At 65.6% G+C, this 12,133-nt stretch carries 14 protein-coding genes; 3 read left to right on the plus strand and 11 right to left on the minus strand.

Annotated features, from left to right (window positions below):
• Positions 1–7: 7 nt before the first annotated feature.
• The 5 genes from P6281_RS03980 to P6281_RS04000 form a co-directional block, all read right to left on the minus strand.
• Positions 8–421: a Rieske (2Fe-2S) protein gene (locus P6281_RS03980; RefSeq protein WP_324738621.1), complete on the minus strand. Its 414-nt coding sequence runs from the start codon at positions 419–421 to the stop codon at positions 8–10.
• Between the two features lies 1 nt (position 422).
• Positions 423–1,568, minus strand: coding sequence for an amidohydrolase family protein (locus tag P6281_RS03985; protein ID WP_009952148.1), 1,146 nt, complete (start codon positions 1,566–1,568; stop codon positions 423–425).
• A gap of 40 nt (positions 1,569–1,608) precedes the next feature.
• A complete protein-coding gene (locus P6281_RS03990; protein ID WP_014379185.1) occupies positions 1,609–2,700 on the minus strand; it encodes an amidohydrolase family protein in 1,092 nt (363 codons plus the stop codon).
• 269 nt (positions 2,701–2,969) lie between these two features.
• The gene (locus P6281_RS03995; RefSeq protein ID WP_014383860.1) at positions 2,970–3,863 is read right to left on the minus strand and encodes an NAD(P)-dependent oxidoreductase; all 894 of its coding nucleotides are present in this window, start codon (positions 3,861–3,863) and stop codon (positions 2,970–2,972) included.
• 9 nt (positions 3,864–3,872) lie between these two features.
• Positions 3,873–4,253 (minus strand): carboxymuconolactone decarboxylase family protein, encoded by a 381-nt coding sequence (locus P6281_RS04000; protein WP_009952143.1) that lies wholly within the window; start codon positions 4,251–4,253, stop codon positions 3,873–3,875.
• A gap of 224 nt (positions 4,254–4,477) precedes the next feature.
• On the opposite strand from P6281_RS04000, the gene P6281_RS04005 reads away from it, so the two are divergent.
• From P6281_RS04005 to P6281_RS04015, 3 genes are all read left to right on the plus strand, one after another.
• A complete protein-coding gene (locus tag P6281_RS04005) occupies positions 4,478–5,128 on the plus strand; it encodes a nitroreductase family protein (RefSeq protein ID WP_324738622.1) in 651 nt (216 codons plus the stop codon).
• A gap of 124 nt (positions 5,129–5,252) precedes the next feature.
• Positions 5,253–6,251, plus strand: coding sequence for an acyl-CoA dehydrogenase family protein (locus P6281_RS04010; protein WP_095580733.1), 999 nt, complete (start codon positions 5,253–5,255; stop codon positions 6,249–6,251).
• Positions 6,235–7,410 carry an acyl-CoA dehydrogenase family protein gene (locus P6281_RS04015; protein WP_201408027.1) on the plus strand — a complete coding sequence of 392 codons (1,176 nt, stop codon included), beginning with the start codon at positions 6,235–6,237 and terminating at the stop codon, positions 7,408–7,410. The genes P6281_RS04010 and P6281_RS04015 overlap by 17 nt, the downstream gene beginning before the upstream one ends.
• A gap of 264 nt (positions 7,411–7,674) precedes the next feature.
• Here the strand turns inward: P6281_RS04015 and P6281_RS04020 are convergent, their stop codons facing one another.
• The 6 genes from P6281_RS04020 to P6281_RS04045 all read right to left on the minus strand — a co-directional run bounded on the left by P6281_RS04020 (position 7,675) and on the right by P6281_RS04045 (position 12,066).
• On the minus strand, positions 7,675–8,247 hold the full coding sequence (locus tag P6281_RS04020; RefSeq protein WP_014379195.1) for a hypothetical protein: 573 nt from the start codon (positions 8,245–8,247) through the stop codon (positions 7,675–7,677).
• Entirely contained in the window at positions 8,244–9,122 is an 879-nt protein-coding gene (locus tag P6281_RS04025; protein WP_202377954.1) for a hypothetical protein, read from the minus strand. The genes P6281_RS04020 and P6281_RS04025 overlap by 4 nt, the downstream gene beginning before the upstream one ends.
• Positions 9,123–9,154: 32 nt before the next feature.
• Positions 9,155–9,598, minus strand: coding sequence for a hypothetical protein (locus P6281_RS04030; protein WP_193375481.1), 444 nt, complete (start codon positions 9,596–9,598; stop codon positions 9,155–9,157).
• A gap of 100 nt (positions 9,599–9,698) precedes the next feature.
• Positions 9,699–11,063 (minus strand): cytochrome P450, encoded by a 1,365-nt coding sequence (locus P6281_RS04035; protein WP_014379197.1) that lies wholly within the window; start codon positions 11,061–11,063, stop codon positions 9,699–9,701.
• A 46-nt stretch (positions 11,064–11,109) separates the two neighbouring features.
• The gene (locus tag P6281_RS04040; RefSeq protein ID WP_009951811.1) at positions 11,110–11,307 is read right to left on the minus strand and encodes a ferredoxin; all 198 of its coding nucleotides are present in this window, start codon (positions 11,305–11,307) and stop codon (positions 11,110–11,112) included.
• A 57-nt stretch (positions 11,308–11,364) separates the two neighbouring features.
• Complete coding sequence (locus P6281_RS04045) at positions 11,365–12,066, minus strand: SDR family NAD(P)-dependent oxidoreductase (protein WP_064942042.1); 702 nt, start codon at positions 12,064–12,066, stop codon at positions 11,365–11,367.
• Between the last annotated feature and the right edge of the window lie 67 nt (positions 12,067–12,133).

Consider the following 12,133-nt stretch of genomic DNA (forward strand, 5'->3'; position numbering starts at 1 on the left):
CCTGTTGTTAGGCCTGTACCAAAACGTCTTGGCCGACGACGCGCACCGGATAGGTGCGGATGCTCCACTCCGGCTTGACCGCGGTGGTGCCGGTCGCCAGCTCGAAACCCCATTGGTGCCACGGGCAGTAGATGTATTCCAGGTCGCGCACCATGACCGAGTCACCGGGCGCGGTCTCGTCGACGATCGTGCGTCCTCGGGCACGTCCCGAACACAGCGGCCCGCCTTGGTGGGGGCAGTAATTCGCGATGGCGTAGAAGGTGCCGTTGACGTTGTAGACACCGACACCATGACGTCCGATCGGCACCAGTTTGTGTGTGCCCGGCGGGATTTCGTCCACGGTGGCGACTACATGTTCGCGGCCCTGGGCGAGACGGGGCTCGGGGCGCCTGGTGGTTGCCCCTTCCTCTTGGGTCGTCAATTCAGAGCACCCGGGTCTGACCCTCGAGAACCGGAACGGTCTCGGGCAGGTGGTAAGTCGCGATGCCGTTCTTGTACATCACCGCGTCCCGCGCGTGCTTGGGCAGGTGCTTGACCAGCCAGCGCGGGTCGTCGAACGTCCAGTGCGGGTAGTCCGAGGAGAAGAGCAGGATCTTCTCGCACTCCATCCACTCCAGCGCGCGGGTCAGCTCGGTCTTGTCCTCGGGGTAGTCCAGCGGTTGGGTGGTGAACTTGATGTGGTCCTTGACGTATTCCGAGGGCTTGCGCTTGATGTCCACCCACGACTTGCGGGCGTCGTAGATCGCATCCATGCGCCACATCAACGGCAGGATCCAGCTGAACGCGTGCTCGACGAACACGATCCGCAGCGTCGGGAACCGATCGAAGACGCCGTCGAAGATCAGGCTCATCACCTGGTTGGCGGCCAGGAGCGAGTAGGTCACCATGAAATCGTGGTTGTAGCTGGGGTACCCCACCGGCGGCATCGGCAGCTCGTCGAAGTGGCTGCGCGACAGGTGACAACTCACCGTGATGTCGTGCTTGGTTGCGGCCGCCCAGATCGGGTCGTACTTGGGATGGCCCCATGACGGCCGCGGCTCGGCCTTGATCAGGATCTGCGCCATGTACGGGTGTCCGGCCCAGCGCTCGATCTCGCGCACCGACTCTTCCGGCTCCTCGATGGCCAGGCAGATCGAACCGCGCCAGCGCTCGTGCCAGTTGTTGTGGCTGTCCAGCCAGTGATTGGCCTGCCAGTCGTTGAGCGCGGCCGACATCGCGTGTTGCGCTTCGGGAATGCGCGCCGGGTACGCCGCCGGTTCCAGGATCGCGATGTCGGAGCCGGCCTCCATGATCAGCTGGCGAAACGCCAAGTCCGGGTCGCTGCAAGGGAACTCGCCGTTGGCGGGGAAGGAGTCCACCCGCATCGCATACGAGTGCGCGTAGTCCGGGGCGTCGTAGTAGATCTGCTCACCCACGTTGCGGGTGAGGAAGTACTTACTGCGCCAGGGCTCGGGGATGTACGGGAGGAGCTCTCCGCGCTTGGGTGCCGGGTGGACGTCCGAGTCGACGCACCGGACGGCGATGCGCTCGGCAGCGGGAAGCCGCTCCTGAGAATGGGTCAAACTCATCTGAAACTCCTCGTCTTTCTCGGTCCGCCCGCGTCCACTTCTACTGTGCGCCCACCCCGGCGGGAATGTCTATGCCGTAGAGCTGCGCGGCGTTTCGCCAGCACAACTTCTCGCGCTGCTCGGCGGACAGGGCGCGGGGCAGCTTCGTGATATCGCCGCACTGCCAGTGCGGATAGCTGGAGCCGAACATCACCATGTCGTCCTTGCCGGTGAAGCCGAACCATTCGCCGGCGAACTCGACGTCGCCGGGGCCGTCGAGGCTGCCCTGGACGAAATACACGTGGCCGGGCAGATAATCGCTGGGGATCCGCGGGGACCACGGCGTCTGCTCCAGGTGCGGCCGGCCGAAGGTGTCCATCCGCCAGATGAACGGCGTCACGAAGTCGGCGGCGCCGTCGCCCCACACGAACTTGAGGCCGTCGAACCGCTCGAAGACCCCCTCGGCGATCATGTTCATCAGGTGATACAGGTAGTTCAGCGCCATGAAGCTGACGTACTGCTCGTAGGTTCGGGTGTTCCCTGATGGCGTCGGCGCAAACGCGATGCCCGACCCCACCTCGATGTGCGCGGCGACGGGCAGGCCGGCGTCGACCGCGGCTTCCCAGATCGGCCAGAACTGCGGTTTGCCATACAGCTCGCGGGACTGCAGCGGGACGCCGATCTGAACCACGCGCGGATGGGAACGCCATCTCTCGATCTCCCGCAACGCGCCGGGGATGTCGTCGGGGTTCACCCGGATGGTGCCGCGGAACCGCTCGCCGAACTCGCTGGACTCGAGCCAGTTCGACACCATCATTTCGTTGTGCGCGGCGTGCAGCGCGCTGCCCAGATGCCGGTCCGGCATGATGCCACGGCCCATCGGATGCAGGACCGCCACGTCGACCCCGCGCTTCGTAAAGAGTTCGGCGGCAACGAAATCCGGATCCGACCCGGGGTACTGCCGGTCCGGCCCCTCGGTGTTGGGCGCGTACTCCCCGCCGGGGGCGCCGTACCAGTCCATCTCGTAATCGGGGAAGCCGCGACTCTTGAACGGCTCCCGCAGGGTCTTCCGCAGCGCCTTGTTGGACGGGAAGAAGATGTGCACGCTCGCGTCGATCAGCGGTGTGCTTGTCCCGTCAGCGTGTGTGATCACGAGAGCCACCCTTCGGCTCCGGCGGCCAACAACGAGCCGTGCGAGGTCATGTGAATAGCCAATCTAACATTTTGCTGAGCGCTCAATCAATAGGTTTTCGGTAAGCGTTCCGTTTAGTCGTTATAGCTGGTAGCGGGCATTTTGCGGGTTACTGAGCAAGTGTCGTTCTTCATTACGGATAATACCATTCTCCGGGTTGTCCAGGGATACGATCCGCGTGGCCCGCGCCGCGCGCACTCCTCACAAACTTGCTGTGGCCCCCGCGCGAGCTAGGCCGGGGACGGGCCCACCGTGACGCCGGCGGCCCTCTCGAGCGGTTTGATCACCGTCGTGAAATCGGAATCGGGCCCCTCGTCGCGGGCGACGGCCTCCCACAGCCGGGCGGTCGCCTCCGCGACCTCGGCGGGCACGCCGAGCGCCTTGGCCTCGTCGAGGTAAAGATGCACATCCTTGACCATCAGGCCGGTGGCAAAGCCGTAGTCGAAGGTGCGCGGCAGGATCGCGCGGGGAAACTTGTCGCGGCTCGCGCTCGTCGCGCCCGACCCCGCGTTGAGCACCTCGATCATCACGCCCGGGTCGAGCCCGGCCTTGACCCCCATGACGACCACTTCGGCCGTCGCGGCCAAGACGTTGGCCGCCAGGATGTTGTTGGCCAGCTTCATCGTCTGCGCCGAACCGGGGGTGTCCCCGACATACACGGGCCGGCCGAGGGCGTCGAGCACCGTTCGGATGGCCTCGAATTCGCCGCCGGGCCCGGACACCATGAGCGCCAGCGTCCCCTTCTCCGCGCCGCCCACACCTCCGCTGACCGGGCTGTCGATCCGCGCGATGTTCCGTTCGGCGAGCAGGCCGTGGATCCGCATCGCCATTTGGCTACCGACCGTGGACAAGTCGACGTAGCGCTTGATCCGTTCGCCCTCGATCACGCCCGCCGGGCCGGTGGCCACCTCCAGCGACACCCCGGGTGTGGGCAGGCTGGCCAGCACCGTGTCGGCGCGATCGGCGACCTCGTGGGGTGACGACGCCGGGCGTGCCCCCAGCGCCACGACGCGCGCGAGTGCGGTGCTGCGCGTGTCGAAGGCGACGACGTCGTGCTTTTCCTGAATGAGGCGGCAGGCCATGGGAAAGCCCATGTTTCCCAACCCGATGAAGCCGATCTCCATGATGCGCCCCTAGTCCCGGTCCAGCTCGGCGAACGCCTCGCGGGCGATGCGAAAGCTGTCGACCGCGGCCGGCACGCCGCCGTAGATGGCCACCTGCAGAAAGATCTCGCGAATCTCCTCGCGGGTGACACCGTTGGTCAGCGCCGCCTTGACGTGCATCCGCAATTCGTTGGGCCGATTGAGCACTGCGATCATCGCGAGGTTGAGCATGCTGCGGGTCTTGCGCGGCAGTTCGTCGCGACCCCACACGGCGCCCCAGCAGTACTCGGTGACGAGATCCTGCAGGGGCCCGGTGAAGTCGTCCGCTCCGGCCAGCGCGCGCTCGACGTAGTCCGCCCCCAGTACCTCGGAGCGGATTTGCAGCCCCCGCTCATAGGTTTCGCGATCCAATGTCTTCCTCCTCCACTCCGGGTGCGGCGGCCGCGGTGGTTGCCGCTGAGCTCGAACTGCCTGAGCGCAGTCTTGCACCGCGCCAAAACCGCGAGGTCTACAGTCGAGGTTCACATGGACCTTCCCGCTCACCTCGTCGTTCCCCACGGAACGTCACCGCGTCCCAATTCGCCTGCGGTGAACAAGAATACGAGCGAAACGAACCTCGACGTGGAGGAGACGCGATGACCGGAGCAAGCGCCGACGTCTGGGAAGTCATGGCGACCGCCCGAACGATCCGGCGCTTCACCGACCAACCGGCGGACGACGCGACCCTGACGCGGTGCCTCGAGGCGGCGCGATGGGCCCCCTCCGGCGCCAATGCCCAGGGCTGGCGTTTCGTGGTGCTGCGGTCGCCCGAGCAGCGCGCCGTGGTGGCCAAGGCCGCCGCCCACGCACTGCAGGTGATCGAGCCGGTCTACGGAATGAGCCGGCCCGCCGACGGCGACAACAGCCGTCGCGCCCGCACCTACCGCGCGACCTACGAATTGCACGACCGCGCCGGTGAATTCACGTCGGTGCTGTTCGCGCAGGCGCACTACCCGACGGCATCGGAACTGCTGCTGGGCGGTTCGATCTTCCCCGCCATGCAGAACTTTCTGCTCGCCGCTCGTGCACAGGGGCTCGGCGCCTGCATGACCAGCTGGGCCTCGTACGGCGGTGAGCAGCTGCTGCGCGATGCCGTCGGTATCCCCGACGGCTGGATGGTCGCCGGGCACATCGTGGTCGGATGGCCCAAGGGCAAACACGGGCCGCTGCGCCGCCGTCCGCTTGCCGAGTTCGTGAACCTCGACCGCTGGGATGGAGCCGCCGACGGGCTGCTGACCAGCGACTAGGTGGCCTCAGCGATCCGGCTCGTCACGCACCGTTCGGTGAACCCATGCCCGGATTCAGAGATTATTACTTCCGGAACCGAGAATGATATTCTCGCCGTGACAGTCACGACGAGAGGCGGCGCGGATGCTGTTGGAGTTCGATGCTGATCAGCGACTGTGGCAGGACACGGTGCGCGATGCCGTCACCAAGCAGTGCCCGCCCTCGCTGGTGCGCAGCGTGGCCGAAGAAGGCGTCGACCCGAGCCCGCTGTGGAAGTCCTATGTGGATCAGGGCTGGACCGAGCTGAACGACCCGGAGAGCACGGTCGAGCTCGCCATCGTTCTCGAAGAGCTGGGCCGCGCCACCGATCCCACACCGTTCCTGGCGACGATGAGCCAGTTCGCGCCGCTGGTGGCGGATCGCTTCGACCCGCACGAGTCGGGCACGGCCGTGTACGGCGGGGTGGTGGCATACCGCGACGCCGAAGGCTGGGTGTTGGACGGCACCGCGCGCCATGTGCTCGACGGCGATCGCGTCGACCGCCTCGCGGTGGTGACCGACGCGGGCGTGTTCATCGCGCCGTCCAGCCAGGTGTCGGCCCGCCGCACGGCGGTCTTCGACCCCGTCCTGCACGTGGCCGACCTGTCGTTCGGCGAGGTCCGGGTCCCCGACACCGCCCGTATCAGCGTGGACGACGAGCGCGCGCACCATATTGCGTTGACGGGCATGGCAATCACCATGGTCGGCGCCTGCCAACGCATCCTCGACCTGGTGCTCGAGCACGTGAGTAGCCGCCAGCAGTTCGGTGTGCCGATCGGCTCGTTCCAGGCCGTGCAGCACAAGGCCGCCGACATGCACGTCGCGGTGCAACGGGCGAGGGCGTTGGCGTACTTCGCGGCATTGACGATCGCGGCGGACGATCCGCGCCGCCGGCTGGCGGCCGCGATGGCCAAGGCGTCGGCGGGGGAGTGCCAGTCGCTGGTCTTCCGTCACGGCTTGCAGCTGCACGGCGCGATGGGATTCACGTGGGAGAACGACCTGCAGTTCGCGCTCAAGCGCGCGAAGGCGGGCGAACTCATGCTGGGCGGCGCGGCGGAGCATCGGGCGAGGATCGCCGAGGAATATCGTGCAGCTGACTTTTGATCCCGACGTCGAGGCGTTCCGGTCCGAGTTTGCGGCCTTCCTCGACGAAAACCTGCCTCCCGCAAGCGAAACGAGCGAGCGCCCGCGGTCGGTGTCGCATATGCCGCAGTGGGCGCGACGTTGGCAACGGCTCCTCTTCGACAACGGCTGGTTGTTGCCGAACCAGCCACCGGAATACGGTGGCCGCAACGCGACCGTGCTGCAGCAGTTCGTCTACCTGGAGGAACTGAGCCGCCGCCGCATCTATCACAGCTTCAACCCGCAGGGCGTCAATATCGTTGCGGCATCGCTGTTGTCGTTCGGCAGCGATGAGCAGAAACAACGCTGGGCCGTGCCCGTCCTGCGCGCCGAGATGACCGCGTCGCTGGGGATGAGCGAGCCCAGCGCGGGTTCTGACCTGGCGTCGCTACGCACCCGCGCGGTGCTTGATGGCGATCACTTCGTCGTCAACGGGCAGAAGGTGTGGACCTCCGGGGCCCACGACGCCGACTTCTTGTTGACCTTCGTGCGGACGGATCCAGATGCGCCGAAGCACAAGGGAATCAGCGCGCTGGTCATTCCCACCGACACCCCCGGCGTCGTCCGCAGGCCCTTCCCGTCGATCTGCTCGATCGACGATTTGGACTTCAACGAGGTGTTCTTCACCGACGTGCGGGTGCCGGCGGAAAACCTGGTCGGTGAACTCAACCAGGGATGGATGGTGGCCAACGGTTCGTTGGGCCACGAGCGCACCATGATGTGGCTGGGCTTTGCGGACCGTCTCGAGAACATGATCGACGACTTCCACCCCACCACCGATGTCGAGCGCGACCAGTACGCCACGACGATCATGGACCGGCAGGCGCTGCGCCTGCTGGGCTCGGCCGCCCTGGCCCGCACCGCCCGTGGCGAAGACGACGTGGCCGCGATCTCGGTGCTCAAGCTGCTCGGCTCCGAAGCGGAGTTGCGCGGGATGGAACTGGCGCTGACCTCCGCGGGCGCCGACGGGCTCGTCCAGCCCGGGCAGACCGGGCCGTATGCGCACATGAATCTCGACCACTACTTCGCCAGTTGGTTTGAGCGCTTTGCCCGCAGCTTCTCGGGGACCATCGCCGGCGGCACGTCGGAAATCCAGCGCAACATCATCGCCCAGCGGGTGCTCGGACTCCCGCGCGCCTAGCGCGTGTCAAAGCGCCTGTCCAGAGAACTTGCTGGGCAACGGGATCCGGACCACGTCCGGAGTTGCCAGCTGGCCGGCAAGCACGGCAACGCGGTGGGGAGGCCATGTGCTCAGCATGGCGACGGGCCGCCGCGCAGCGTGAAGCCACGGCTTTGAGCGTGAAGCCACGGTGGCAGCCACCGGCGTGTCGTCGCCCTCAGCGCACAGTCAAAGCCGCGGATTCACACTCGATGACGATGCGACCCGGCGACACCTAACGTGTTTTTAGACAGGGTCGAATTTGGTGATCAGCCACTTGCCGTTGACCCGGGTGAGGCTCACCAGCACGCTGCTGGACGCCATCGCTGGGTCTGGGTTGTCCTTGCTCGTGGTGCTCTGATCGACCAGCACCAGCACGACTGCCGAATTCGGATGCAACTCCTGGACCGCGGCCCCCAACACTCGAGCGGTGGTCTTCAGTGACTTCTGTTTGGCCGCCGGAGCCACGATCTGCTCGGTGAACTGGTTGTAGTACGACAAGAAGTCGCCGGACAGGTGCGACTTGGCGGTGGCGAAATCTTTGTCGAGAGAGTCGGGCGAGTAGGAGAGCAGCGCGACCGTTCCGTCGGAGGCGGCATTGACGACCGCGGTCGCGACGCTGGCGTCTGTCTGCTTATCGGGCCGGTACTGCTTGAAGTACAGCCACGTCGCCCCACCACCGGAAAGCAGCAGCAGCGCAATCAGAATCGCGGGAACGACTTTCACCCTGCGCCGCGCCGGTGGGGCACTTGTTTCGCCGCCCTCGGTTCGGTCGGCAGACTCGTCGGCGGTGTCGATGCTGGGCTCGTCCTCACTCATGGGATGAACTCCACGTTGGACATCTTGTATTGCCCGCCGTCATTTTTGACGGTCACCTTGAGCCGCCAATTGCGCGGTTCGTCTTTGGCGCCCGCGGCGTTGGTGATGCGCGACGTCGCGGCGACGAGAACCAACGCGAAATCGCCGTTGATGGATTGCACGGCCGCCGCGTTCACGGTTCCTTTGGTCACCACCTTGGACTGCTCGACGACGGTCGTGAAATCTTTTGCGCGGGCCTGGAAGTCGTCGTGGAACTGGCCGGTCGAGCTGTCGATCACCCGCTGGACGTCCTCCTTGGCCTTATTGCAGTCCATGGAAGTCAAGTTGACGACACCTTGTCTGGCTCCCGCGACGAAGTTCGCGATCCGCTGGCTGCGCTCGTTGACTTCATGGCGGTTCCACATCATGTATCCGCCGGCCGCGACGAAGGCGCAGATGAGCAGGATGACGGCCACTTTCCACGTCACGGACAGCGGCGGCATTCGCAAGCGCCGCCGGCTGCGGGCCGGCTCGGTTTCCGGTTCCGCGTCTTCGGAGGTTTCGTCGGAGACTTCTTCTTTCTCGGTCTCCGCCTCGTCGGCGTCGGTTGCCTCGTCGGTGTCGGCGACGTCGTCGTCGGCCTTCGGCCCGTCGGTGTCGGTTGCTTCCTCGGCGGCCTTCTCCTCGGCGGCCTTGTCCTCGGCGGCCTTTGCCTCGGCCTCTTTTCGGGCTTCGTCCAGCGCTTCGCGCCGGAGCCTGGCGGCGCGGGCGCGGGCGCGCGCCGCTGCGGCAAGCGCTTCGGCTTCGGCTGCTTCGGCCTCGGCTTCCTCGAGCAATGCCCTGGCATCGGCTTTCGACGTGGCCGAATCGCGCGGCGGTTCTTTGGCCTCAGCCATCGTGCTTACCGACTCCTGTACCTCTCACGCGGCTAGAATCGCACGAGCGTGAACGGCCAACTGTTGGTGCCCCCCGGTCCGCCACCGCAACCGGTGTCGAACGTCGAGTCGACCTGACCCGCCAGCGTCACCGCATCCCACGAGTAAACATCATGCGAGGGAAAGAACTGGACCACGCAGCGCACACCATCGGGCACGTCGACGGCCATGGTGTAGCGGCCGTTGGACAGGCGGGCCTCTCCCCGGTAGACCGTCGCCTGCCCGTTGGGCTGCGGAGTCGCGTAGATCTGCAGGCATCCCGGCTGATTAGGGAAGCACGGGTTGATCGACCAAACCCAGAAATGGCCGGGATCCCGGTCCGAGTTCACACTGTAGTTGGAATACAGCATGTCCGCGTGGGCGGTCGGCGCGACGGTCAGCGCGGTCATGGCAACCGCAAGGCTCACTGCGAATCGCTTCACCGTTGCGTCTCCCATCTCTGCACACGCGCTTGCGCCCAAATATAGGGGGCGGTCACGCTGAACAGGCCTACTCGGAAAAATTGCGGCCGTCAACGATTGGTCCGTCCAGGCCTACCTAGTCGATGACCGCGGCTTCCTTGCGTTCGGTGATCGGCCGGGCGAGCTCTTGTTCGTCGCAAATGCGTTGGAGCTTTTCGAGCGTCTCGTCCAGGCCGGCTCCGATCCTGCGGCCGGGCGTGAAGGTCGCCGGCAGCTTACGCATGCCCTGGATGACACCGATGGTCTCGTAATGGACGGTCCCCTCGGGATCGCACTTGTAGTCGGGCATCCGGTCGAGAACCGCGGTCAGCATGGATTTGAACACCGTGCGTGCCACATTCGACCCGATGCATCGGTGGACCCCGAGCCCAAAGCTGAAGTGCCGGTTACCCTTACGGTCGAGGATGATCTCGTCCGGGTCGTGGAACACCGCGGGGTCTCGGTTGGCCATCGCCCACGAAATCCACAGCCGCTCGCCCTCTTTGAACCGGGTGCCGTCGAGTTCGGTGTCTTCGGCGAAGGTCCTGCCGTCCCCGGGTGCCGGGGTGAAGTAGCGCAGGAACTCTTCGGTCGCCGGGTCGAGCAGGGTTTTGCGCTCGTCGCTGAGCAGCTGCCGTTGCTCCGGGTGCTCCGAAAGCCACTCCAGCGAGTGCGCGGTGAGTGCGGTCGTGGTGTCGAAGCCACCGCCGATGACCAACCCGAGGTTGCCGAGGATCTCCAGTTCCGGGGCGGGCTCGCCGTCGATGCGCATCTGGAGCAGACCGTTCACGATTCCTGGCCGCGGGTTGGCGCGGATCTCGATCATGTTGTTGACCATGTCGAGTCCCATTTCCCGGTGCATCGCGGTGACCCGCTCGATGTCGGGGGAGTGCTCGGGTGTGTAGACCGCGGCATGCACCGGCTCGCTGTACATGTTCCACTTCTTCAGCGGGATGCCGAGCATGGCCAGGGTGAAGACGGCGGGCACGATGTTGGCGAGGTCGTCGACGAAGTCGATGCTGCCGCCCTCGATCTTCTCGTCGAGGCAGGCGCGCGTCACGTCGTCGATGAACGGCTCCCAGCGCTTGATCGCGGCCGGGGACAGATAAGGGTTGAGCACGGTCCGGTAGGTGCGGTGCTCGGGGTCGTCCATCTCCAGGATGCCGCCGCGGACGGCGCTGACGCGGCTGGCCGTGGGGATCGAAATGCCTTTATAGCCACGGCGTTCGCCGTGGATGTCGTGGTCGTTGGAGACCGCCGGGCAGCGCGCCAGCTCGAAGACCTCGTGGCTGCCGGCCGCCACCCAGTGGCCGCCGTAGGTATCCGTCCAGGCCATGGGGCACTTGGCGTGCATCTCTTCGGTGATGGCCTTGAACTGCGACCGATACTCGGAAGAATGCCGATCGAAGTGGTATCGGTTCTTCTTCCGGTCACCGTCATTGACGACGTCGTCGACACTCAACGCTCTGTCTCCCTCAGTGTTTCGCTTCTACGACTTCGGTGCCGGCTCAGTCTTCGGTGATCATGATGGCCTGCTCCGGACAGGACTGCGCCGCCTCACGAACCTGGTCCTCCCGATCGGCGGGCACCACTTCGTCGATCGCCGACGAGCTGCCGTCGATGTCGCTGAGCTGAAACGAATCCGGAGCGATCATCGCGCACAGGGTATGGCCCTGGCATCGCTGCGAATCCACCCAAACCTTCACGGCTGTCTCCTCTCACCTGATGCTGGTTGCCGGGCACTGTCGACGAATCGCCACCGCTCAGGTGTTGCGACCGCCGTTGACGCCCAAGATCTGACCGGTGATGTAGCCGGCTTCCTCGGACACCAGAAACGCGCACGCCGCGGCGATGTCCTCGGGTGTGCCGATGCGACGGACCGGGGTGCGGGCGATGGTCTCGTCGATGTCGCCGAGGAAGCCGTTCTTCTCGGCGGCGCGCAGCATCGGGGTGTCGATGAAGCCGGGCGGCACGGCGTTGACCGTGATGCCCTTGGGCCCGTATTCGAGTGCCAGCGATTTCGTGAGGCCGTTGACCGCCGACTTGGCCGCCACGTAGTGGCTCATGTAGGGCGCGCCGGAATGTGTGCTCGACGAAGAGATATTGACGATGCGTCCCCAGCCGGCCTCGACCATGTCGGGCAGCACCGCCTGGACGGTGTGGAAGACGCCGTTGAGGTTGACGTCGATCACCCGCCGCCAGTCCTCGAAGGTGATGTTGTGGAACTTCTTGAAGCCGTCCAGCCCGGCGGCGTTGACCAGCACCGTCACCGGGCCGAGTTGGGCGCGGATCGCCGAGAGCGCGGCGTCCACTTGCGACCGGTCGGTCACGTCGGCGGTGAAGGTGAATTCGGCGTCCGACGGCCGCAGGTCGATGGTGGCGACGTTCAAGCCGTCGGCGCGTAGGCGCTGCACGACGGCAAGGCCGATGCCGGATCCGCCACCGGTGACCACCGCAGTCTTCATCTTGAGGCCTCTACTTTGACGGGGGCCATTTCAGCCACAAAGAATCTCCCTTACAATTATGAGAACC

The sequence above is a fragment of the Mycobacterium sp. 5-140-3-2 genome, from assembly GCF_035666375.1.
GTDB classification, from domain to species: domain Bacteria; phylum Actinomycetota; class Actinomycetes; order Mycobacteriales; family Mycobacteriaceae; genus Mycobacterium; species Mycobacterium intracellulare.